The following is a 24343-nucleotide window of genomic DNA, read 5'->3' on the forward strand; positions in this document are numbered from 1 at the left end:
AATTTCCTTAAAAGTAGGCCAGCTACCCGCGCGGCACATGGAGGGATAAATAACCGCCGGGATAATTTTGATATCCGGGGTAGCACGCCGTTATTTTGAAAAAGATGGCACCCTCAGGAAACCCGGCGCAGCAAAAAGGGCCAACCTTACGGCCGGCCCTGGATCACAATATTGTATTGTTGGGTTAGTTGACTTTGATCGAAAATACGTAATCTCTCATTTTCTTTACCTGCTCGGTGCGCTCCATCTTGTTCATCCGGCTATGCTCGGGAAGATGCAGGCCCGCCGATTTGGGCAAAGACTGTATCATTTCGATCAGGGCTTCGGCATGTACGGCAAATGTTGTTCCGGTGGTATTACTCTGCTTGCCGGTAACAAGACCAATCACCGATCCGTATTTATCCAATACCGGAGAGCCGCTTTGGCCCGGGTTGGCTGTCATTTCCAGTTGATAAGACTGCATATCGCCGTCGTAGCCATTCTCACAGCTCACGTAGCCTTCATTGTACACCACCTCGTCTTTGGGATATCCTATGGTAAATACCCGCTGTCCCAGGCCGGCGACTGGCTTAACGATATTGTAAGGCAACGGCGTTTTGCCAAAACGATAATTTTTATCTTCCAGCTTCAGGATGGCGATATCGGCATTGGGCTCCCAGGCCACTTTATACGCCTTCATGTCGCCCTTTCTCGTTTGCACATAGATGGCGTTGGCATCCTTCACTACATGATAGTTGGTAGCGATATAGCCATCGTTGGAGAGCGCAAATCCGGTACCACCATAAATGGCCACGTCCTCTTCGGTAGCTTCAGCAGGTTTGTTCTTGTTGAGGCTGTCGATGATCTTGGATTGAGAATGCTTGATGTTATTGATCTCGCGGCGCAGCTCGCGGTAGGTATTCTGTTCCGTCTTATTATCCTTCTTGTTCAGGAAGAACATGGTACCCAGGGAGGAGAAAAGCACCAGCGCCGCCGCTGCCGATACCGTACGCAGATATTTGCCAAAGGGGATCACACGACCAGGTCTGGCTTCGGGAACAATATTCTGCCATTCTGCAGGATGCGCGGCCACGGAGCCAATGAGGTTACGGATCTCCTGCCGTTGGGTATGCGTTTCAAAGGTCCTTAAAATATCAAGGGTCTGGGCCCAGTGCCGGTACAGCAATGGATCGGCGTCCAGCGCCCGGTTCATTTGCGCCAGTTCGGCCTCACTCAGCTCCTGCTTCAGGTAGCGTTCGGCCCACTCGCTTATGTTATGCTCGGTGATCATGTTCTTATCTTCCTTGTATCCCGCAGTAATAAAAATAACGGCGGTAGGTTCAGGTTAATTTTTCACCTTTACACCGGCAGCGAAAAAGATCTTTCGCAGGCGGGTAAGGCATTTGTACTTCTGGGTCTTCGCATTTTCAGCATTCGTATAGTGGAATGCCGTCGCGATTTCCTGCATATTCTTTTTTTCTTCGTAGAAGGCTTTCAGCAGGGCGGCGCAGGGTTCGCCCAATTGGGTCATGGCCTGAGCCAGCTGCTCGTACTGCTCTTCCTTTTCCAGGAACAATTGCAGGTCCTCATCATAAGTACCTGGTTCCTGGCTCTCATCATCCTCCACCAATTGATAATAATTAGCGGAGCGTTCCATCTTTTTGAACCACAATCGTTTGCATATAGCAAAAAGGTAGGTGCTCAATTTGCAGGTGAGGCAGAATTCGGGTGAGCGGGCCTTTTCATATAGTACAACCAGTGCCTCCTGGAATACGTCTTCCGCGTCGGCTTCCAGGCCGCCACGGCTCAGTATCCACTTGGTCAGCACGGAATGATATAGCTTATATATCGCCGCTACCGACTCCCGGTTACCTGCCGCCAGGCCCGTCAATAATTCCGTATCCGTATAAAACACCTTCGTCACTTATTAATCCGGTTAATATGGAAAAGTAACCCAAAATTGCGATAAAAATATTTTTTTAAAAAATCGGGTTACCTTTTTTCAAAACAGGTATAAATGGGCAAATAACTTTTCAAAAAACTAAAAATTCAACAAATGAAAGCTATTAAATTGGGCGTTTTTGCTCTGGCTCTGGGTTTCTTCGCTGCTTCTTGCGGTAATTCTACTGAAAATAACGCTAACGCTACTGATTCTACTGCTACAGAAGCTACTCAGCCTGAAACTACTACTCCTCAGCCTGAAACAACTGCTCCTACTACAGATACTTCTGCTAAGACTACCACCACAACAACAACTACTACTGATACTACAGTAAAAAAATAATTAAAACGGCCAATTGTTTTAATTTTACTACAAGCCGCTTTTTATAAGCGGCTTGTTACTTCCCCCCTTTTCCGTTTCCGCCTTTCGTCTACAGGAAACCATTTTTCTTCTATTTCAAGGTCTCTTTTCCTATTCCGGCTATTCACCCGGCCGTTGCTTTGTGCGTCTATTGATCCATTAGAAAATATCTAAAATTAATAAACATGAAGACCCTTCCCATCATGGCTGCAGTAGCCATCACCCTTCTTATGTCCGGCTGTGCCCGGTACGAATCCAATAGCGAATCGGTTCCTGCAACCGGCAGCGCCGATCCCCAAGCCACTCAAACCACAGACAGCGCCATGGCAATTCCGGGGCGGCAGTTCATCCGCACCTCCGACATGAAATTCCGGGTAAAGGATGTGGCCACAACCACTTACCAGATCGAAGCGCTGACACGCAATGCCGGCGGCTTCGTTACCTATACCCACCTGGAGAGCACCACGGACGAGCGGAATGTAAAGGCTCTGAGTAGCGATTCCGCTCTCGAGACCCTCCATTATACCGTGATCAACACGATGACGCTGCGGGTACCCAACAACCGGCTCGACAGCACACTCAACGCCATCGCAGCATTGGTCGACTATCTCGATTACCGCACCATTAAGGCCGATGACGTAGCACTGCAGTTCAAAGCCAATCAGCTGACACAGGCCAGGACTGCCGATTATGGCAGCAGGACCAGGCGTGCCATCGACAACCGGGGACACAAGCTGCAGGAGACCGTTGCCGCAGAGGAAGCCGCGACCGACCGGCGTAAGGAAGCAGACGAAGCGGCGCTGGCCAATCTTTCGCTCCATGACCAGGTCAGCTTCAGCACGGTAAGCCTTTCGCTTTACCAACGCAGCCAGACAAAGCGCTGGATCATCCCCAACAATGACAATGCCGACGATTACCGTCCGGGCTTTGGTCTCCGGATCGCAGAATCGCTGCAATCGGGCTGGCGCCTGGTGCAGGACGTCATTGTCCTGCTTACCCGGTTATGGCTTGTTTTGTTATTGGCTATACTGGGTTATGTGCTGTACCGGCGGTACCGCCCACGGAAGGTTTTGGCCAAATAGGCCACTCAAGGCTTTTGCGCATTGGGCTTTTGTTCCAGGTAGTCGGTTTGCTGCAGGGAGCCCAGACGCAGGCGCAAAGGCAGCTTAGTGGCTCGTTCCAGCTTCCATTCTACCTTGCAGGCGGCTCCCAGTTCCTGGTAATAGCTATATTTTAAAGCGGAAGGTCGTGGCGGAAGAACAGGCTTTACAGCAGACGAATCGGCAGGCTTCACCGGCGGAACAAATTGCGCGTTCCCTTTATGGGAAGAGCCCGTGCACAGGAGAAAGAATAAAATAAGGGCAAGAATGGACCGGCGCGGCATCATAGCTGTTTTTCCTACCCTGAAGATACGAAAAAAAAGCGCCGCAGGTTTGCTGCGGTGCTGTGATGGTCCTGATTAACATTTGCTGGCTATCCCGATATAGGAAACATGAGTCAAATTCGTCTTGATAACGGTGGCTGAGCCCGTCGAAGCACCATCTATAGCTGTCCTTTCGACGTGCTCAAGGACCGGAGATTATTTTGTTTCCTATATGGGGATAGTCCGTTAACATTTTTCGGAAACGCAGTCCTTCGTTTGCGGACCACAGGGTATAATGGTGCAATGGCTGCTGCCGACACAACCGGGATCGGCAGTAGCGCCACCCTGTATGGCTTGTTGGCGGTTTTGATCCAGTGTAGCGATCATGTCCTTGTTCAAAAGGAGTTTTTTTCCGAGCGAGATCTTCTTTTTCATCAGTGTTTGATTGTTACATGCGTAAAGAGATAAATTATCTCTTCAAAAGTAACTGTGCTATCTGTTCATACCAATCCCACCTTAACGGTAATTATTACTACCGTCTTTCCCTGAAAAAATCTTTCATCAATTGCGCGCATTCATCGGCCAGCACGCCCCAGCTCAACTGTGTTTTGGGATGAAAGACATGCTGCGGCTCCTGTTCCGCATTTTCCTTTACATAGCGGCGATAGCCGTTCTTATCGTCGCGCGCACCGTAGACAATGCGCCCTATTTTGCTCCAGTGGAGCGCACCACAGCACATGAGGCAGGGCTCTACCGTAACATAGAGCGTGCCATCGGGCAGGTACTTGCTACCCAGCTCACTGAAGGCGGCAGTAAGCGCGATCATCTCGGCATGGGCCGTACAGTCGTTCAACAGCTCGACCTGGTTATGTCCCCGGGCGATCACCCGGTCGTTCCATACCACTACGGCGCCTACTGGCACTTCGCCTATATCATAGGCCTTTTGCGCTTCCCGCAGCGCCAGCTTCATATAGTGTTCGTCGGTCATCGTTGCTTCCGGAAAAAGAAAGGCCGGCAGCGGGCCGGCCTTTCGTTAGGAATAGATTCTTATTTCTTTTGCTTCAGCCGCTGGGTCTGTGCCTTCTGCATTTCTTCCAGGCGCTGCTGCCATTTCGAAGTACCGGCAGGCTTATTACGGTTTTCCTGTATTTTCTTATGGATCTTCTCCTCGTTGATCACAAACTTCTGGATGATGAACTGCTGCAGGATGCTGACCAGGTTGGAGAAAGTATAGTAGAATGTAAGTCCCGATGCCATGCTGTTGAACCAGCCCAGGAACAGGATGGGCATGATATAGGGCATATACTTCAGCATTTGCGCATTGGCATCGCTGGCACCTGGCGCACCGGCCGTCATGTTCTTATTGTAAATGGCCAGGAACAGGCTGGAGGCTGTCATCAGCAGGGTAAACAAGCTCACGTGATCGCCATACCAGGGAATGTTAAAGCCCAGGTTCAGGATGGAATCGTAGGTGGAAAGGTCGTTGGACCACAGGAAATGCGATTGCCGCAGCTGGATCGCCGTGGGAATAAAATAGTAAACGGCCAGCAGGAAGGGCATTTGCAGCACCATGGGCAGACAGCCGCCCAGCGGGTTCACACCGGCAGTGCGATAAAGCTTCATCTGCTCCATACCCATTTGCTGCTGGTTATCGCCATACTTGGCCCGCAATTGGTCCAGCTCCGGCTTCAGCACCCGCATCTTGGCCGACGACAGGTAGCTCTTATAGGTAAAGAAAGAAGTAAGCAGCCGTATGATGAGGGTAAGGCAGATAATGATGAGGCCAAAGCTGCTGATAAAGCGGCTCAGAATGTCAAAGATGGGAATGATCATCCATTTGCTGATGTATTTCACGAAGAAGAAGATACCAAAGCCTAGGGGGATCATCTCTTCCATATCGATCTTATACGACTTCAGCACTTTGTAATCATTAGGCCCCATATACCAGCGAAATCCGAAAGAGAAGTCGTTGGAGGCTTTTACCGGGATGGTAAATGCACTGGCATTGGTGGCTACGATGTTGGAATCGGCCGGCTCCTTGCCGTCGAAGCTCCCGGTCTTAAAGCCCTCGTCGGCGATAAGCACCGAACTGAAGAAGTGGCTGCGTACCGCCATCCATTGCACCGGCTGATCGAGGCTCTTGCTGGGAGTACGGGATACGGTGAAATAGTCGTGCTCACCGTCCTTCATGCGATAATGCACCTGCAGGTTCAGCCGCTCGTTCTTCATGTCCTTTTCGGTATGCAGCATTTCGGTATGCCAGCTTACCGAGATGTTCTGTATGCCCGCCAGGTCTTGCTGCAGCCCGATCAGGCGCAGGTTGGCGGTCATCATATAACCTTTGGCGGGCAGCGCATAATCCAGCACAATGCTTTGACCAGCAGCTACGGTAGCTGTCATCCGCAATTGCTTACCACCATCCGGCAAGGTAGTGACCTGCGGTGTAAAATAAAGCTGATCGGAGATGAGGGTCTTTCCGTTGACCGGAATACTGAAGGAGAGCTTATTTCCTTTATTGCCTTTGAAAATGGACAGCAAGGCGCCGTTGTATGTTTTGAAGCTATCCAGGCTAGCTTCCACCGGGTAACCGCCCTTAGTGCTGAACTGCAGGCTCAGGTCGCCGTTGGACAAAGTAACCAGCGATTCGCTACCCCTGAAAGCAGCCGGCAGGGTGCTGTCGCCGATGCGGGATGCACTGTCGGCTACTGCAGCCTGGGCCGGCACCGGGGTTACCGGCTTACGATTGGCCGCCATCGCTACCGAGTCGGCATGTTTTTGTTCGAGGTATAATTTCTGCTCGTGGTTGTTCCAGAAGATGTAACCGGCTCCCAGGACGACCAATAACACAAACCCTATAATTGAATTACGATCCATGAAATATTTTACTGAAAATTTGTGCGCAAAGGTAGGTAATATTCATCAGGCATATTGTATTTTTCGGTGACCGGCAGGCACATAGAGGCGGACGCTGCTTATGACCCGGCAAAAAATACCCCATATTGTTTGCAATCATGGTTTTGTCAACCTAAAAGAAGCTTGCAAGGGTTTACATTTTTTGCGTGTGTCGGCAATACCCCGTGCATATATCAAATCGACGTAGTACCTTTGACGCCGCAACCAAAATAAAATTAATGGGAAAGATTCATGCAGCCATTACAGCTGTGGGAGGCTATGTGCCGGAGTACATTTTAACCAACCAGGAATTAGAATCTATTGTGGACACCTCCGACGAGTGGATCACCGCCCGTACCGGAATCAAAGAGCGCCGTATTCTTAAAGGCGAAGGACTGGGTACTTCCTACATGGCCAGCGAAGCCGTAAAAGACCTGTTGCAAAAGAAAAATATTGATCCTGCTTCTATCGACCTGCTGATTTGCGCGACAACAACTCCCGACATGCAATTTCCGGCTACGGCCAACCTCGTAGCAGCCAATTGCGGACTGACCAATTCTTTCAGCTACGATATCAGCGCTGCCTGCAGCGGCTTTCTCTATGCCGTTAATACCGGCGCTCAATTTATCGAAAGCGGAAAACACAAAAGGGTAATTGTGGTGGGCGCCGACAAGATGAGCTCTATCGTCGATTACCAGGACCGTTCTACCTGTATCATTTTTGGCGACGGCGCGGGCGCCATATTGCTGGAACCCAATGAAGAAGATTACGGTGTGCTGGACGCGATACTGAAAAGCGACGGTAACGGCTGGGTGCACCTGCATCAAAAGGCTGGCGGCTCGGCAAAGCCGGCCAGCATTGAGACCGTTACCGCGCGTGAGCATTTCATATACCAGGAAGGACAAACCGTATTCAAATTTGCGGTAAAAAACATGGCAGATGTATCGGCGCAGATCATGGAACGCAACGGCCTTACCGGCGACGACATTGCCTGGCTGGTACCCCACCAGGCCAACCTGCGTATCATCAGCGCAACCGCCGACAGGATGAACCTGCCTTCGGAAAAGGTAATGCTGAACATACAGCGCTACGGCAATACCACCAGCGGCACCATTCCCCTGTGCCTGTGGGAATGGGAAAGCCAGCTCAAAAAGGGCGACAACCTGATTCTGGCGGCCTTTGGTGGCGGTTTCACCTGGGGCGCAACCTATATCAAATGGGCCTATAACAGCTAAAAGTATCTAAATGTATACCTAAAAGCGGCATTGATCAGATCAGTGCCGCTTTTGATTTGTAAGGACTAAAGTCTTGACGATTTGTAAGGACTAAAGTCTTGACGATTTGTGCCAAAATGAATAATTTAGATGGACAATGTCAACCCTGATTTATTATGGTCTCAGAACAGTTCAAGGCGGATCTCTTCAGTAGATATGTCTCCGCCTGTGAAGAATTAAGCCGCGTTAATGAAAAAAATCGTCTGGCGGTAAGGAAGGTATACGCCGAAACAGCAAAATATGATGTCGAAAAATATGAATCCGGCCTTATCCCACCGGGAGGGCGCATTTGGGAAAGCCCACCTGTGAGCGATTCCTATATCTATGGCCTGGATACCTCCGGGAGGCCTTGCTATAGCTATTCGGAACATTCCTGGAATAAACGTTATTGGGAAGGATACTACGACTTCACCGATGACTTGATTGAGTACGTGGAATACGATCTGGCCTCAGGAAAGCCTGTAATGTTGGAACGTTTGTTTCTGAAGAATGGGCAAAAAACGGGTTTCCAGTCGCTGGCTTTGAACGGAAAAGGGTTGAGTAAGTTTTATGCTGGCCTGAGCAACCAGGAGACAGCAGATAGGTTACAAGCCAATCCTAATGAATTTCTTTGTCGTATCGAACAATACCGATATGAGGAAGGTCGCATTGCCGAAGCAGACTGCTGGTCTTCCTTTCCCGGCCTGGGGCCTCAAACCTACAAGAAAAAATATATTTACGATGATTCCGGTGTGCTGGAGGAAATCCGGGAAATTTTTCCTGATGCCGCAGAACGGTATGCTTATGTTAAAGCGCCCGATCATCTGTCCCTGGAATCACTTGCCGATCGGCTTGCTGCGGAAATCGCTTCCACTGTCGCCGATGCGCTTCAGTCCCATTGCTTCGCGTCCCCCCTCGCATTCATACAGTTGGGTTACCAGGAGATCGGGGACTATCGTCCTTATGTCACTGTTGTAACCCTTGAGGAGCAGGAGGAGACTCTAAGGAACTCGTCAAAGGAAGATCTGTTGATAAATCTCTTCATCAGCCCGGAGAACGTACATGTCCCGGTTGCAGAAGAGACTTATGAACGGCTGTATACGGCATTTATGAATAAGGTAGAAGAAGAGGAGCATTACGAGCTGGCTACTGCTATGATCCGCAAAGTTGCGCATTGGCTTACTACCGAGAAGTTATGGGGCAAAGTAGCGGTTGTTCCTGACTTCATCGCCTATGCTGTTGACTGGAGCATGACTCCGGACGATGAAGAACTCTCTATATTGATGAAGGATTGCGGCATGTCTGCTGCCGCTTTAAAAAAATGGCAGGCATTGGGCGTCTTGTCCTAAGCGGGCACGATCGGCGACATGTTAGCGTAACCGCGTTGACTCCAGGTTACACAACAGTAGCCATTCTTTCGGAATGGCTACTGTTACTGTGCTACCAGCGATCTCATGACACCGCACCCCTACACAGGTCATGCGAAATCATCTTATTGTTTTTCTATAATCCCTTCCAGTGCGCAATAAAAAGCATACCGCAGGGCAACATCCTTCAGGTAATCGAAGCGGCCGCTGGCGCCGCCATGGCCAAAGTCCATATTGGTCTTGAGCATAATCACGTGCTTACCGGTATTGTTGACGCGGAGCTTGGCTACCCATTTGGCCGGCTCGAAATACTGGACCTGGCTGTCGTGCAGTCCCGTAGTGACCAGCAGGTTGGGGTAATCCCGGCGCGTTACATTATCCACCGGTGAATAGCTTTTCATATAATCGTAGGCTGCCTTGTCTTTCGGGTTGCCCCATTCGTCAAATTCATTAGTGGTCAGGGGAATGCTCTCATCCAGCATGGTAGTCACCACATCGACAAAGGGCACATCGGCGACAACGCCATTGAACAGGTCGGGGCGCATATTGACCACCGAACCCATCAGCAGGCCGCCGGCACTGCCACCATTGGCATACAAATGTTCTTTAGCAGTATAGCCTTGCGCGATCAGGTATTCGGCGCAATCAATAAAGTCGGTGAAGGTATTTATCTTCTTCATCAACTTCCCATCTTCGTACCATTGCCGTCCCATTTCCTGGCCGCCCCTGACGTGGGCTATAGCATAGGCAAAGCCCCGGTCGAGCAGGCTGAGACGGCCGCTGTTGAAGGTGGCGTCCTCGCTGTTGCCATAGCTGCCGTAGCCGTACAGGAGCAAAGGTTGGCTGCCGTCTTTTTTAAATCCTTTTTTATACACGATAGAGATAGGGACTTTGGTTCCGTCTTTAGCGGTAGCCATCAGGCGCTCGGTCACATATTGTGTTTTATCGTAGCCTCCTACAACTTCCTGTTGTTTCAACAATTTCTTTTGCCGGGTATTCATGTCATAGTCAAAAGTGCTGCTGGGCGTAGTTAAAGAAGTATAGCCATAGCGCAACACTTCGCTGTTGTATTCAGGGTTTGCGCTGGCATAGGCGGTATAGGCAGGCTCGCCAAAATCCAGGTAGTGGCTGTCGTTGTTCTTCAGGTTGCGGATATTAAGCTGTGCCAGGCCGCCTTTTCGCTCGCTGATGACCAGGAAATTCCGGAAAGGCTCCACGTCTTCCAGCAACACATCTTTCCGGTGAGGGATCAGCTCCTTCCAATGACTTACATCGGTCTGATCGAGAGAAGTTTCCATCAACCTGAAGTTCTGCGCGTCTTTATTGGTCCTTACCAGGAATCGGTCGCCCTGGTGGCTCACATCATACAATACATCTTTCATCCTGGGTGCAAATACTTTAAATACCGGCCGGGGTGCATCCGCTTCGGCATAGCGTACTTCAGACGAGATCGTCGCCTCCGAAGTAATGAAGATATACCGCTCCGATTTGCTTTTGTCCACATTGATATAATTGCTCTTGTCCTTTTCTTCATATACCAGCTCGTCGGGCGCCGTGTTGCCCAGTGTATGCCGCATGATCTTTTCAGACAGCAGCGTTACCGGGTGCTTGGCCACGTAGTAAATGGTGCGGTTGTCATTGGCCCATACCCCGTAACCCTCGGTGTTGGGTATCACGTCGGTGTACAGCGCTCCCGTCTCAAGGTTTTTTACATGCAAGGTATATTGCCGCCGGCTTACCGTATCTACACCATACAGCAGCAGCTTATTATCGGGGCTTACCGCAGTGCCGCCTATCGCGTAGTAGGCATGGCCTTTGGCCAGCTCGTTCACATTGAGCAATATTTCCTCGGGGGCATCCATGGCGCCTTTTTTCCGGCAGGCGATATAATACTGCTGGCCTTCTTCAAAGCGGGTATAGTAGAAGTAGCCATTCTTGAATACAGGAACGCTCTCGTCTTTTTCCTTGATCCGCCCTTTCATTTCATTAAAGAGCTTTTCCTGGAAATCCCTGGTACCGGCCATCATGGTATCGGTATAGGCATTTTCTCCTTTCAGATAATCTACGACTTTGGTACTATCGGGGCCTTTAAAAAAATAGTCGCCCATCCAGTAATAATCATCGATACGCTTGTCGCCAAACATACCAACGTCTTTGGGTTTCTTTTCGGCTACAGGTGGCTGGACCGAAGGCCATTGATAAGGTTCTTTATGCACAGCTGTGGTATTTTGACAGGATGAAAAAAACAACGCCGCAGCGCCGGCCAGGATTAGAGCTCTCATAGTTGTGGTTTGAAAGTGATAACGGCATGATGATACAGACAATGAGGTTAAAACTGAAAATTAGATAAACAACATGAGAAAGGCGGGTACCATTAGGGGGAAAATCAGGGGGAATTTATATGCCGGAAGGCTTCATAGCAACAAGCTCGCCCTTCGAAGGGGCGGGCTTGTTGCTATGCTATAATGATCACACTATGCTTTTTCCATCTCGGCAGCAATGAGCTTTTCAAGATAGGTACGCAAGGCGGGTATCTTTACTTTTTCGGTAACGTCGAAAGCGAAGGCATTGACCATCATATTTTTTGCCATTTGCTCGCCGATGCCCCGGGTTTGCAGGTAAAACAGGGCATCTTTGTTGATCTGCCCAATGGTGGTACCGTGGCTGCATTTTACATCATCGGCAAAAATCTCCAGCTGCGGCTTGGCATTTACCGAAGCCTTTTCGCTGAAGAGAATATTGTTGCTCTGCTGGAAAGCGTTGGTCTTTTGGGCGTCCTGATAAACGAAGATCTTACCGTTGAACACAGCCTTGGAGTTATCGAGCAATACGCCTTTATACAGCTGGTTGCTTTCGCCATGCGGCTGCTTGTGATGTACTTCGGTATGATTGTCTACCAGCTGCTGGCCGGCGGTAAGATACAAGCCATACAGGTGGCTCTCCAGCTCCGGTGCGTTGAGATGCAGGACCAGGTTGTTGCGCACCAGGTCGGTACCGGGAAGCGTAAAGGTATAGTTGCTGTAATTGCTATGCTTCTCCTGGGTAGCCTCTACGCGCTGTACAAAACGCATGCCTTTACGGCCGGTCTGTATATCGTAATGGTGGAAATGAGCATTTTCGCCTACGGCGATCTCCGTAACACCGTTTACAAAAAGCGGCTGCGCCTCGTTGTCGGAGATAGTCGTTTCGATTACTTCGAGCGAAGCATTGGGATGCACCACAATCAGGTGACGGGGCTGTACAAAGGCGGGTCCGCCGGCCAGCAACACATTTACCAGATGCAGGGGCTTATCCAGTACACAGCCTTTCGGCGCTTCGATGTATAATCCTTCATTGTACAAGGCTGTATTCAGCGCCACAAAGGCATTATCCTTCAGCGTAGCGATCTTACCGAAATGTTTTTGGAAAGAAGGATCTTGTTCCGCACCGGCAAATGACCGTATCTGCAGCTGCTCCTGCGCCGGCAATACCGAAAGGCCCGCGTTAATCTTGCCATTCACAGTAACCAGGCGATAAGCGCCCTTTTGCTCGCCCTTGAGCGATTGCTGCAATGCCTCCAGATGATGGGCGACCAGCGCTGCTGTTGTGCTGAACTCCTCGGGGCTGAGCTCCTGGAGGATCACATCCAGCTCATAATCTTCCTTCAGGAAGGGCAATATATTGGTATACTTCCATTCTTCTTCACGGATAGAAGGGAAGCCTGTAGATTTGAATATATCGAAAGCCTCCCGGCGCAAAGCCTGTAAAGCTTCGCTCCCGCTCTGCAACGAAGCGATCTCAAACTTCGCTGCGATGCTTTCGTATAAAGGCGTTTCCAATTGATTGATCATTATCATTATTGAAATTTTTCAGTGCTACACTAATGTTCCGCACGGAAGCGGCACATTCTGCAAACGCCGCATTTAGTGGATGGCCTCTTCGCGGATCCAGTCGTATCCTTTTTCTTCCAGCTCCAGGGCCAGGTTCTTATCGCCGGTCTTGACGATCTTACCATCGCTCAGCACGTGTACAAAATCGGGGACGATGTAGTCGAGCAGGCGCTGGTAGTGGGTAATGATGATAAAGGCATTCTTATCGCTGCGCAGCTTGTTCACACCACGGGATACAATACGCAGGGCGTCGATGTCCAGACCCGAGTCGGTTTCGTCGAGAATAGCCAGCTTGGGTTCCAGCATAGCCAGCTGGAAGATCTCGTTGCGTTTTTTCTCGCCGCCGGAGAATCCTTCATTCAGTGAACGGTTCACCAGCTTGGCGTCAAACTCCACCAGCTTCTGCCTTTCCCGGGACAGGGCCAGAAACTCTTTGGCGCTCAATGGCTCAAGACCCTTATAGGTGCGGATCTCGTTCATTGCTGTCTTCAGGAAGTTGATATTGGATACACCGGGTATCTCGATCGGGTATTGGAACGCCAGGAATACGCCTTCGCGGGCGCGATCTTCGGGCGACATGTCGAGCAGGTCTTTCCCATCAAGGGTAACGCTGCCCTGGGTCACCTCGTAGTTGGGCCGGCCGGAAAGCACTGATGCCAGCGAGCTTTTGCCTGCGCCGTTGGGCCCCATGATCGCATGCACTTCGCCTGGTTTCACTTCCAGGTTCAGACCTTTTAAGATTTCTTTTTCTTCTACTCCGGCGTGAAGGTTTTTAATCGATAGCACTACTGAATTTTATTTTAAGGTATCAGGTATTGAGTACTGGGTATTGAGTATTGGGTATTGGGTACTGGGTATTGAACTTTTCTTTATCCTACACTGCCTTCCAGCGATATTGCCAGCAGCTTCTGCGCTTCTACGGCAAATTCCATGGGCAGCTTGTTCAGCACTTCTTTGGCAAAGCCATTTACAATCAGCTCTACTGCTTTTTCAGTATCGATGCCCCTGGCATTAAGATAGAATATCTGGTCTTCACCTATCTTGGAGGTGGTGGCCTCATGCTCCAGGGTCGCCGTATTGTTTTTTGATTCGATATAAGGGAAGGTATGCGCACCGCAACGATCACCGATCAGCATGGAATCGCATTGGGTAAAGTTCCGGGCATTGGCCGCCTTTGCCCCTATCTGCACCAGTCCGCGGTAGCTATTCTGGCCATTGCCGGCCGAGATGCCCTTGGATATAATGCGGCTGCGGGTATTGGCGCCCAGGTGATACATTTTAGTACCGGTATCGGCGATCTGCTTGCCTTTGGTTACAGCCACACTATAGAATTCACCATAGCTGTTGTCGCCCTGCAGGATCACGCTGGGATATTTCCAGGTAATGGCCGAACCGGTCTCTACCTGTGTCCAGGAAATATGTGCATTGGCGCCTTTGCATATGCCGCGCTTAGTTACGAAGTTGTATACGCCACCTTTACCATCCTTATCGCCGGGGTACCAATTCTGAACGGTCGAGTATTTTACTTCGGCATTATCCAGCGCAACGATCTCCACCACTGCGGCATGAAGCTGGTGCTCGTCCCGCATGGGTGCGGTACAACCTTCCAGGTAGCTTACATAGGCATCCTTGTCGGCAATGATCAGCGTCCGTTCAAACTGTCCGGTATTGGCGGCATTGATCCGGAAATAGGTGCTCAGCTCCATAGGAGAGCGCACTCCCGGCGGGATATAAACAAATGAGCCATCGGAAAATACCGCGGCATTCAGCGCAGCAAAAACGTTATCGGAATGGGGCACTACAGTACCCAGGTATTTCTTTACCAGCTCGGGATGTTCCTGTACGGCTTCACCAAAAGAGCAAAAGATGATCCCCAGCTTTTTCAGTTCTTCCTTATAGGTGGTTGCTACCGATACACTGTCAAAAACCGCATCTACAGCTACGCCGGCGAGTGTTTTTTGTTCGGAAAGCGGGATGCCCAGCTTTTTGAACGTTTCCAGCAGTTCGGGATCGACCTGGTCCAGGCTTTCGTATTTGACCTTCTGTTTGGGCGCAGCATAATAGGAAATGGCTTGAAAATCCATTTCCGGCATTTTAAAGTTTTGCCAGGAGGGCAGCTCCATTTTCTGGAATGCACGGAAAGCTTTCAAACGCCATTCGAGCAGCCACTCGGGCTCATTCTTCTTTTTGGAGATAAAATGAATGGTTTCTTCGTTTAATCCTGGAGGCAGGATATCCATCTCAATGTCGGTAACGAAGCCATGCTCATACTCTTTACCGGCAATTTCCTCTAAAAAATCAGTACTGTTTTCCATAATTACTAACCCCGAATCAGGGAGTCCCCCGATTTAGTCTGCAAAGGTACGATCAAAAAGCCGCAATGCGAAGGACTAATGATAAAAGGTTTCTATGTAGGGATTAAAAGCACCGGGAGATCAAAAAGCCGCTCATGCAGCATCGAAAGGCCTTTTACAGACATTTTTGTGACAAAAGAATGTCTTTAGCCACCAGCTATCTCCCCGGCCGGCCTTATGCTCAACCAGCGGCATTGAACGGGGCCGGCAGATTGTCGGGAAAATACTGATCGGAGAGCCGGACGAACTCGTCGCCACGCATAAAAATGCTCATATCCACCTCTTCAAAGCTTTTCTTGCCGCAGGCGGCCAGCAGTTCCATCGCCGCATGCAGGGTATTGTGATGAAAATGCCGGACGCGGTCTTTCTTTTCGCCGACCACCAGGCCTTTCATCAGCATTTTATCCTGGGTAGCCACACCGGTGGGGCATACATTGGTATTGCAACGCAGCGCCTGGATACATCCGAGGGAGAACATGAAGCCCCGTGCGCTATTGCACATATCGGCGCCCAGGGCCAGCGCCCGGAGCAAAGAAACGGCACTGAGTATTTTACCGCTGCAGATCAACCGCAGCTTTTCCCGTATCCCCAGCCGGACCAGGGTTTGCTGCACAAAAATGAGCGCAGGCTCCAGCGGCATGCCTACGGCATCCGAAAACTCAAGCGGCGCTGCACCGGTACCGCCTTCAGCCCCATCAATAGTAATAAAATCGGGATAAATACCGGTACGGTTCATCTCTTCACACAGCTCGGTAAATTCGCTGGCCTTACCGATGCAAAGCTTGAAGCCTACCGGCTTACCGCCACTCAGTTCGCGCAACTTACCGATAAAGGCTATAAAACCGGCTGCATCGGAGAATGCCGAATGCCCGGGAGGCGACAATACGTCCACATGCGGATCGATGCCCCGTATGCGCGCGATCGCTTCTGTATTTTTGGCAGCGGGCAATACGCCGCCATGCCCTGGTTTGGCGCCTTGCGAGATCTTGAGCTCGATCATTTTTACCTGTGGCAATGCCGCCTTCTGCCGGAATTTTTCGGCGTCGAAATTGCCTTCAGGTGTACGGCAGCCGAAATACCCGGTACCGATCTGCCACACCACATCTCCTCCGCCGAGGTGATAGTCGGTAAGCCCTCCTTCGCCGGTATTCTGATAAAAGCCGCCTTCCTGCGCACCTTTATTAACCGCCATTACCGCATGAGCGCTCAGGGAGCCAAAGCTCATCGCGGAAACATTGAACAGGGAAGCGGAATAGGGCTGGCTACACTGCGGACCGCCCACAACGATGCGAGGCAGCTCTTTCAATACAGGTGCGGGATAGATCGAATGACGCAGGCCTTCATAGTCGGCCGCATTTACCTCCAGCTGGGTACCAAACGGTGTGGTGGCATCTATATTTTTGGCGCGCTGATAAGCCAGGGCCCTTTGCTGACGGGAAAAAGGCCGCCCATCGGTATTGCGCTCAATAAAGTACTGTTGGAGCTCGGGAGAAATGAATTCGAAGAAATAACGAAAATAACCCAGCACCGGGAAGTTGCGCAGGATAGTGTGGCTACCCTGCGAAGCATTGGCAAGCCCTATGATAAGCAGGATGGCCAGTACCACCGGCAACCACAGCCAAACAGGATAAAACCAGGCCAACACTGTTGCAGCCAGGAAAAGGGGAACAAGCAGACGGAAGAAAAGCGTCCTCATAGACCATATGTTTGATTAAAGATAGACAAAGCATTTGCTAATAAAATGTGATGCAACATTTCCTATAGATTTAAATACCGGGTTACGGGTATTGTTTTGCAGCCAGCCCCTGAATTACCTTCGTCATACACGGAGATGCTCCGGATAAACCAAACCCAAAATAAAGATGAAAAAGAAACAGATCCACTTGCCGCAGAAGCTTGTGATCCGAAAAGAGCAGCTGGGCCCGCTGGAAAAGGGAAAATAATTTGCGGTTGCGGGAGGCATCCCTCCTACTGCCCACCCTTATGATGCCCGTTGCCAGACCTACCTCGACACTTGCGCTACGATCCCGTACGAGGGGCATATGTGCAATATTTTCTGTTAACACCTAACCTCATTCAGAAGCACTTATCTTCAGTCGCGCCAGCATAAACAAACCGGCGTTTCTGATGATATCAAAACCGAATTTATGAAAAAGACAAAAACCGCGTTAGTAAAACAGCTATCGCTGCAAAAGAAAACAATCACCATATTGGAAAGCCCTCAGCGCATTTCGGGCGGGGCGGTCACACAAGGTGTGCGTTGCCTTACCCAAACGCCCACTTGCGGCGAAAGCTGCAATACCTTCCAACCAGGCAGGGAATATTGCATCTACTGCTGACACTCCCTGGTTATATAACATCATTTGACGGTAGGAGAACAGATAAAACAATAATTTCTTCATTCTTAATCCCCTCAAATTGTATGAAAAAGCAACAGATCCGGCTGGGCAAAAAGCTGCAGCTGACCAAAGAAACGCTTCTTGTCCTGGAAAGCCAAAGACAAATCGCCGGCGGAGCGCTCACACGGCTCCCCGCGGCTTGCGGTGCTACACGTAACGGCGAAACCTGCGCCACTTTCCGGCCCAATTCACCGTATTGCCGGCTATGTGAAATAGAGCCTTAGGCAAACTACATTACAACAAAATGCCCGGGCCTATTTCCCGGGCATTTCCAATTTCTTTCCAGATGCGGATCAGAGCTTGATCACCTCATCGGTCTTCTTATCAAAGAAGTAATATTCGGTAAGCTGGTAATTGTTGTCGATATGCAATTCCAGCCATACGCCGTGCTTACGGTACCATTTCCATTGCAGCGAACGCCAGAAGCCTTTGTCTTTCAGGTAGGCGATCAGCATCGGGTGTGCGCTCAGGCGCAGCTTGCGATGGCCCTGGTTAATGAGGTACTGGAAATCTTTTTCCAGCTCATCGGTGATGAGGATAGAAGGCCCTATCTTACCGGTGCCTTTACAGCTGGGGCATACTTCAGCCGTGCTGATGTGGATCTCGGGACGCAGCCTTTGGCGGGTGATCTGCATCAGGCCAAATTTCGATACCGGTAGTATGGTATGCCTGGCCCGGTCGTTGACCATAAGCTCGCTCATCGCGTCAAACAACTTGCGTTTGTTATCGGGCAGCTTCATATCGATGAAATCGATGATGATGATGCCGCCGATATCGCGCAGCCGTAGCTGGCGGGCGATCTCTTCGGCCGCTTCCAGGTTGGTTTTCAGGGCGCTCTCTTCCTGGTTGCCATCAGCAGCACGGGTACCGCTGTTCACGTCGATCACGTGCATGGCTTCGGTATGCTCGATAATGAGGTAGGCGCCGCTGTTCAGGTTCACGGTCTTGCCAAAGGCCGCTTTTACCTGGCGGGTAATGCCATAATGGTCAAAAATAGGTTGACCGTTATGATAAAGATTGACGATTTCTTCTTTTTCCGGGGCAATGCGGGAAACATATTCTTTGGTTTCCTGCAGGATACCTTTTTCGTTGACTACAATACGCTGAAAACTTTCGTTCAGCAGGTCGCGGAGGATGGAGGTGGTTTTTGCCTGCTCGCTCATGATGCGTTTCGGCGGCTTGGCTTCTTTAAGATTGTGCTGGATAGATTTCCATTGGTTGGCCAGGTCGGTCAGGTCGGCGTGCAGCTCGGCTGTATTTTTCCCTTCGGCGGCGGTCCTTACGATCACGCCGAAATTTTTGGGCTTGATGCTTTCCACGATCTTTTGCAGGCGTTTGCGTTCCTCACCGGAATGTATTTTACGCGACACCGATACAAAATTGTTAAAGGGGGTAAGCACCACGAATCTTCCCGGGAAGGAAAGCTCGCAGCTGAGGCGGGGGCCTTTGGAAGAGATGGGCTCTTTCAGGATCTGGACCACGATCTCGGGCTTTTGGTTCAGCACATCGGTGATCTTTCCTGTTTTGAGTATCTCAGGCTCGTTTTGAAATTTACCAAAATCAAAGCCATCAGGATTATTGTTCTTAATGGCGGTTTGGGTAAACTTCAACAACGACTTGATATAGGGACTCAGGTCGGTATAATGTAGAAAAGCATCTTTTTCGTATCCAACGTCTACGAAAGCAGCGTTGAGACCTGGCATCAGTTTTTTCACCTTGCCCAGGTACAGGTCGCCGACAGCAAATGCCGAATTATTATGTTCGTAATGAAGCTCTACGAGTTTTTTATCTTCAAGAAGCGCAATTTCCACACCATCAGCCGACGCATTGATTATCATTTCTTTGTTCATGACATCTTTTTTGTCGTTCTGTCAAAATACTGTCGCCCTTGGTCTTTGAAAAAGGCGGGGCACAGTTTACCTATCGGTACGCTACTGCATAACCATTCGGACTGCCGGTCCTGAGACGGCTCCAGAAGAGGCATGATCCGAAGTATCGGGACATGCAGGTTATGACTAAAAAAATGTAAACCCGACATCAGGCCCAAGAGAGCCGGAAATCCGGGTTAGCATTTTTATATTCAGCATAAAACCAAAGCTGGCAACAAGTTCTATTCCCAACGATGGCTTATCAAGCGTACTTATTTCTTCTTGCTCTTATGGCGATTTTTTCTCAGGCGCTTCTTACGTTTGTGCGTTGCAATCTTATGACGTTTCCTCTTTTTACCACTTGGCATAGTTCAAATAATTTTGTTGTTAAAAAAAATGATTTTATTCAAAGTACTTTTTACAGTCTTTCCACTTTCATGCTTTCAGGACAAGCCTAAAAGGTTTTCATATAATCATCCACTTCCTTCGTGAAGGCCGGATTGTTGACAATACGCTTGGCCTCGTTCAACAGTGCTTTCGCTTTGGCTACATCGCCTTTACGACGATAAGCTTCGGCCATGAACCAGTAGGCTTCCACATTTTCCTTATCTACACTAAGAATAGTGTTGCCTCTTTGTATGGCCTTATCCAGCTGTCCCGACTCTACCGCCATACGGCCCAGGATCAGGTTAACCTGGATATTGGTCGAATCTTTCCTTACAACGGTCAGCAGTTGCTCAATGCCTTTCATCGTTTCTCCGGTCCCGGCGATGTAAATCTCAGCAAGGTCAATACGCGTGGTATCATTGTCGGGATTCAGCGTTATCGATTGCTGGTAGCAGGCGATTGCTTCCTCGGCCATCCATTGCCTTACATGTGGATCACGCTCTTCGTGCAGTTCCTCTGAAAACAAATGGGCGGCAAAGTTCAGCTTTTTCTGCGAATTTTCCAATTTTCCCGATTTTCCGAAGTAATAGGCCGCAATCGAGCGGTTTTTATATTGCTGCCAGAGCTTGCCCAGGGTCTCGTAGGCCAGTATCTGCTGTTCCTTCACATCGCCCCGGGTTATGGTATTTTCCTGGCGGCTGATCTCGGCTTGTGCTACCGGCGAGAGCTTACGTTTCGCAACGGTAAGCAAGCTGTCAAAGCGCGCTGGGGTGGGGATATTCAGCCCTGCCGCCTGACGCTCACCAGGCGTACCGCCGCCAGCCATCGGTGCTGCCGGCATTTCTTTTTTGGGGGCGACGGTGTTACCTCCGAAGTAAAGCAATCCCGTAAGTGCCAGGGCAACTGCTATAACGATATAATGTACAGGTTTCAAATGCAGAAATTTGCCGCGAAGTTACGGAAGCAAATCGGTAGGCGCTCCGGCCAAAATGGCTTTAGCGAATTATTTACGGCTAGCCGTCCCGACTCTACTAAAGGTTTGACGCCCTTATAGAGTTATAGGCGCTTCTTTAGCAGCCAGGCTCATTTCTCTTATCAGGGAGAGATCTTTTTCGATAGCGTTGCCTACGACGACTACCTGGGCGCCGGCCTGGCAGTTCTCATATACTTTTTCGGGTGTGCGGATACCGCCGCCGACAATGAGCGGAATATCGATATTGCCGCTCACGCGACGTATCATCTCACTGCTGATGGGATACTGGGCGCCGCTGCCCGCATCCATATAGATCACATGCTTGCCCTGCAGCTCACCAGCCCAGGCCGTGCACAAAGCCACATCGGGCTTATTGGCTGGTATGGGCGCCGAATGGCTCATATAGGAAACGGTGGTGGGTACGCCGCCATCGATCACCATATAACCGGTCGAGATCACCTCAAGGCCGCTGGCCTTAATGCTGGGCGCCGAAACCACATGCTGACCGATCAGAAGATCAGGATTCCGGCCCGAGATAAGGGAGAGGTACAGAAGGGCATCGGCACAGGGCGACACCTGGGAAGGACTGCCCGGAAACAGGACTACAGGGATGTCGCTTTCCTGCTTGAATTGGCTGATGCATTGGTCCACATGCGCCGTAACCATAATGCTGCCGCCTACAAAAATAAAGTCGACAGCGGCATCATTACATTTTTCCGCAAGGCGTTTAACGCCTTCAGGGCTAATGCTATCAGGGTCGATCAGTACGGCAAAGGCATGACGGCCTTCGGCTTTTAGTTGTTTCAGTTGGGGGTAAACCGTACCTGGACGCATGATCATAATATATTGAACAGACCCCGAAGATAAATCCTCGGGGTCATATGTAAAGATTTATTGCAAACTTAGTTTTTCTTTTTCAACTCATCCCGTATTTCTGCCAGCAGCACATCGGTAGGCGATGGCGCAGCGGGCGCGGCAGGCTTGGCTTCTTCTTTGCGCTTAAGGCTATTGATCCCTTTTACCATAAGAAAGATAACGAAGGCCAGGAGCAGGAAATTGATCGCTACGGTAATGAAGTTGCCATAGGCAAAAATAGACGCATCGGCAACCTTGCGGGCGTCGGCAAGCGCCATACCTGGCTTCACATCGACAGCACCTTTACCAAAGGCGAGATACATATTGCTGAAATCGGGCTTGCCGATAACCGTCGCGACCAGCGGCATGACCAGATCATTGACCACGCTGTCGATGATCTTTCCGAAGGCGCCGCCGATGATCACACCTACGGCCAGGTCCATAACGTTGCCCTTTACGGCAAATTCTCTAAACTCTTTGAAGAATCCCATAGTTTTTGCTTTTAAAGATCAAAAATAAAAGGTAATATGAAGATAATATATTCTCAATGAATAAATTATTCTTAAAAAATAAATGACCTGCTCTTTCCTTTCCCCGGACCTAAAGGTAAAAAAATATATCTTTTTTAGCGTTTATAGGGGTAAGAGAATCGAAAGTTGTCTTAGAATAAATGCAAACATTAACGCAAGCGGCTATCTTTGAGGGGCAAAGCGCTCAAATGTACATGGACAGCAATAGTACCGGAATTTCAGAGACGGAGTTTGAACAGGTTTTTAAATCTCATTTTAAGGCCCTACATGCCTATGCCTGCACCATACTCCAGGAAGAAGCTATGGCAGAGGAGATCGTGCAGCAGGTCTTTTTTAAGCTATGGGAAAAAAGAGACCAGGTCAATATACAGCAATCGCTCAATGCCTACCTCTATCGCTCGGTGTATAACGAATGCCTGAATTACCTGAAACATAAGAAAGTGAGAAAAGCACATCAATCGCATACCCTGTATACTGCCGGCACAGCTTCGGACCAGGTATCGCGTAAGGTGATCGCCCGCGAGCTGGAAGAAAAGATCGCCGATGCGTTGAACCAACTGCCCGAACAATGCCGCACGATATTCCAGATGAGCCGTTTCGAGGAGCTGAAATACCGGGAGATCGCCGACAAGCTGAACCTTTCGGTAAAGACCGTGGAAAACCAGATGGGAAAAGCGCTTAAGATCATGCGCATGCAGCTGGTAGAATACCTGCCGGTGCTGCTGCCGCTTATTACCGGCATTACGATAATGATCAAAAACATAATATAATTGCCTTATAAGCGTGATAAGGATCAAAAATAACTGTGAAGGCTGATAACAATAATAACATGGATGAGCTATTAGTAAAATACCTTTTGGGTGAAGCTTCAGCCGATGAAGAGCGGATGGTGCTGGAGTGGACTCATGCAAAAGAGGAACATAGACGATACTACGATCATTTTAAAGTGATATGGGAACAGAGCAGGGCGCTTGCCGCTACAAGCACCGTCGACGAGGAACAGGCCTGGGATCGCTTCAAAGCTAAAAGGGACGGTCTGCAGCACAGCGACGATCATTTAGTGGATAGCGACGACAATAATAGCGACGACAATACCGTTGTCTTTATACCAGCTAAGAAACGCCGCTGGACCAGTATGGCTGCCGCAATAGCCCTGCTGATCACCGGTAGCCTGGTCGCCTATTATTTCATGGCGCTCAACCGGCAGGATATCGTGCTGGCCTCGGCCGGTGAAGTGCTCACAGACACCCTGCCCGATGGCTCGGTGGTAACGCTTAATAAAAACTCGACATTAGCCTATGCAAAGGATTTCAACAAGCACACAAGGGCTGTAAAGCTGACCGGCGAGGCATTCTTTAATGTGGCGCCCAATAAGCAAAAGCCTTTCGAGATCAGTGTAGACGAAGTGAAAGTACAGGTGGTAGGCACCTCGTTCAATGTGAAAAATGGCGCCGAACAAACGGAAGTGATCGTGGAAACCGGCATCGTCAATGTAGGTGTTTCGGATAAAGCGGTAAGAGTGCTGCCGCAACAAAGAGTAGTCGTACATAAGAAGCAAAAAGCGCTGGACGTGCAAAAGAGCCAGGACGACCTGTACAACTACTACCGGACCAAGGAATTCGTTTGTTACAAAACGCCCTTATATAAGCTTGCCGAAGCGCTCAATATCGCTTATGATGTAAAGATCGTGATCCCTGAAGAACGGGTGCGCAACCTTACCTTGAGCACTACTTATAAAAACATGCCGCTGAACGGTATATTGAACCTGGTGACTAAACAGTTTAACCTAAGCATCGAACAAAAGGACGGTGAGATCATTCTGAAATAGAACAAGATTTTTGTGACGAGAGAGAAGGATTGGCACGGCGTAAGCTGTGCCGGTCTTTTTGTTGTTATACGGCGATTGTACCGGTCCTTTGCAGCGATGTCCCGCCCGACGGGAAAATAATAAT

The 24343-nt window shown here is 49.8% G+C and carries 23 protein-coding genes; 8 read left to right on the forward strand and 15 right to left on the reverse strand.

The genetic code is table 11. From position 1 onward, the window contains the following. Positions 1-184: 184 nt before the first annotated feature. Entirely contained in the window at positions 185-1270 is a 1086-nt protein-coding gene (locus tag DZK30_RS07510; RefSeq protein ID WP_118973516.1) for a S1 family peptidase, read from the reverse strand. A 54-nt stretch (positions 1271-1324) separates the two neighbouring features. Next, on the reverse strand, positions 1325-1903 hold the full coding sequence (locus DZK30_RS07515) for an RNA polymerase sigma factor (protein WP_118973517.1): 579 nt from the start codon (positions 1901-1903) through the stop codon (positions 1325-1327). A 132-nt stretch (positions 1904-2035) separates the two neighbouring features. On the opposite strand from DZK30_RS07515, the gene DZK30_RS07520 reads away from it, so the two are divergent. Together DZK30_RS07520 and DZK30_RS07525 are read left to right on the forward strand one after the other, a co-directional pair. Further along, positions 2036-2263, forward strand: a complete 228-nt coding sequence (locus DZK30_RS07520) for a hypothetical protein (RefSeq protein WP_118973518.1) — start codon at positions 2036-2038, stop codon at positions 2261-2263. A gap of 203 nt (positions 2264-2466) precedes the next feature. Further along, a complete protein-coding gene (locus tag DZK30_RS07525) occupies positions 2467-3363 on the forward strand; it encodes a DUF4349 domain-containing protein (protein ID WP_118973519.1) in 897 nt (298 codons plus the stop codon). A 5-nt stretch (positions 3364-3368) separates the two neighbouring features. On the opposite strand, the gene DZK30_RS07530 is transcribed toward DZK30_RS07525, so the two are convergent. The 4 genes from DZK30_RS07530 to yidC form a co-directional block, all read right to left on the reverse strand. Then, positions 3369-3668, reverse strand: coding sequence for a hypothetical protein (locus tag DZK30_RS07530; protein ID WP_118973520.1), 300 nt, complete (start codon positions 3666-3668; stop codon positions 3369-3371). A 222-nt stretch (positions 3669-3890) separates the two neighbouring features. Then, entirely contained in the window at positions 3891-4079 is a 189-nt protein-coding gene (locus DZK30_RS07535; protein ID WP_118973521.1) for a class I lanthipeptide, read from the reverse strand. A 97-nt stretch (positions 4080-4176) separates the two neighbouring features. After that, the gene (locus tag DZK30_RS07540; RefSeq protein WP_118973522.1) at positions 4177-4632 is read right to left on the reverse strand and encodes a nucleoside deaminase; all 456 of its coding nucleotides are present in this window, start codon (positions 4630-4632) and stop codon (positions 4177-4179) included. Positions 4633-4691: 59 nt separating this feature from the next. Next, a complete protein-coding gene (yidC, locus tag DZK30_RS07545; protein ID WP_118973523.1) occupies positions 4692-6518 on the reverse strand; it encodes a membrane protein insertase YidC in 1827 nt (608 codons plus the stop codon). 257 nt (positions 6519-6775) lie between these two features. Between yidC and DZK30_RS07550 the strand changes: the two genes are divergently transcribed. Then, positions 6776-7771 carry a beta-ketoacyl-ACP synthase III gene (locus DZK30_RS07550; RefSeq protein WP_118973524.1) on the forward strand — a complete coding sequence of 332 codons (996 nt, stop codon included), beginning with the start codon at positions 6776-6778 and terminating at the stop codon, positions 7769-7771. A 155-nt stretch (positions 7772-7926) separates the two neighbouring features. Continuing rightward, on the forward strand, positions 7927-9138 hold the full coding sequence (locus tag DZK30_RS07555) for a hypothetical protein (RefSeq protein WP_118973525.1): 1212 nt from the start codon (positions 7927-7929) through the stop codon (positions 9136-9138). Positions 9139-9281: 143 nt separating this feature from the next. Here the strand turns inward: DZK30_RS07555 and DZK30_RS07560 are convergent, their stop codons facing one another. The 5 genes from DZK30_RS07560 to DZK30_RS07580 form a co-directional block, all read right to left on the reverse strand. Continuing rightward, positions 9282-11438 carry a S9 family peptidase gene (locus DZK30_RS07560; protein WP_118973526.1) on the reverse strand — a complete coding sequence of 719 codons (2157 nt, stop codon included), beginning with the start codon at positions 11436-11438 and terminating at the stop codon, positions 9282-9284. A 192-nt stretch (positions 11439-11630) separates the two neighbouring features. Beyond that, positions 11631-12992, reverse strand: coding sequence for a Fe-S cluster assembly protein SufD (gene sufD / locus DZK30_RS07565; protein ID WP_240432882.1), 1362 nt, complete (start codon positions 12990-12992; stop codon positions 11631-11633). Between the two features lie 66 nt (positions 12993-13058). Next, complete coding sequence (gene sufC, locus DZK30_RS07570; protein WP_118973527.1) at positions 13059-13811, reverse strand: Fe-S cluster assembly ATPase SufC; 753 nt, start codon at positions 13809-13811, stop codon at positions 13059-13061. 83 nt (positions 13812-13894) lie between these two features. Continuing rightward, a complete protein-coding gene (gene sufB, locus DZK30_RS07575; RefSeq protein ID WP_118973528.1) occupies positions 13895-15340 on the reverse strand; it encodes a Fe-S cluster assembly protein SufB in 1446 nt (481 codons plus the stop codon). A 220-nt stretch (positions 15341-15560) separates the two neighbouring features. Next, positions 15561-17075, reverse strand: coding sequence for an FMN-binding glutamate synthase family protein (locus tag DZK30_RS07580; protein ID WP_118973529.1), 1515 nt, complete (start codon positions 17073-17075; stop codon positions 15561-15563). Between the two features lie 451 nt (positions 17076-17526). Here DZK30_RS07580 and DZK30_RS25745 point away from each other — a divergent pair, with 451 nt between their 5' ends. Next, positions 17527-17718, forward strand: a complete 192-nt coding sequence (locus tag DZK30_RS25745) for a hypothetical protein (protein WP_162902933.1) — start codon at positions 17527-17529, stop codon at positions 17716-17718. Positions 17719-17801: 83 nt separating this feature from the next. After that, positions 17802-18002, forward strand: a complete 201-nt coding sequence (locus DZK30_RS07595) for a hypothetical protein (protein WP_118973532.1) — start codon at positions 17802-17804, stop codon at positions 18000-18002. Positions 18003-18071: 69 nt separating this feature from the next. Here DZK30_RS07595 and DZK30_RS07600 read toward each other — a convergent pair whose 3' ends face one another. From DZK30_RS07600 to mscL, 4 genes are all read right to left on the reverse strand, one after another. Continuing rightward, positions 18072-19628 (reverse strand): Rne/Rng family ribonuclease, encoded by a 1557-nt coding sequence (locus DZK30_RS07600; protein WP_118973533.1) that lies wholly within the window; start codon positions 19626-19628, stop codon positions 18072-18074. A gap of 472 nt (positions 19629-20100) precedes the next feature. Beyond that, entirely contained in the window at positions 20101-20967 is an 867-nt protein-coding gene (locus tag DZK30_RS07605) for a tetratricopeptide repeat protein (RefSeq protein ID WP_118973534.1), read from the reverse strand. Between the two features lie 114 nt (positions 20968-21081). Continuing rightward, the gene (locus tag DZK30_RS07610; protein ID WP_118974010.1) at positions 21082-21840 is read right to left on the reverse strand and encodes a geranylgeranylglyceryl/heptaprenylglyceryl phosphate synthase; all 759 of its coding nucleotides are present in this window, start codon (positions 21838-21840) and stop codon (positions 21082-21084) included. 68 nt (positions 21841-21908) lie between these two features. Continuing rightward, positions 21909-22352 (reverse strand): large conductance mechanosensitive channel protein MscL, encoded by a 444-nt coding sequence (mscL, locus tag DZK30_RS07615; protein WP_118973535.1) that lies wholly within the window; start codon positions 22350-22352, stop codon positions 21909-21911. Positions 22353-22531: 179 nt separating this feature from the next. Between mscL and DZK30_RS07620 the strand changes: the two genes are divergently transcribed. Both DZK30_RS07620 and DZK30_RS07625 read left to right on the forward strand, forming a co-directional pair. Further along, positions 22532-23161, forward strand: coding sequence for an RNA polymerase sigma-70 factor (locus tag DZK30_RS07620; RefSeq protein ID WP_205529390.1), 630 nt, complete (start codon positions 22532-22534; stop codon positions 23159-23161). A gap of 59 nt (positions 23162-23220) precedes the next feature. Beyond that, on the forward strand, positions 23221-24219 hold the full coding sequence (locus tag DZK30_RS07625; RefSeq protein WP_162902934.1) for a FecR family protein: 999 nt from the start codon (positions 23221-23223) through the stop codon (positions 24217-24219). Positions 24220-24343 lie beyond the last annotated feature (124 nt).

It is taken from the genome of Taibaiella koreensis, from assembly GCF_003545715.1.
Classification (GTDB): Bacteria; Bacteroidota; Bacteroidia; order Chitinophagales; family Chitinophagaceae; genus Taibaiella; species Taibaiella koreensis.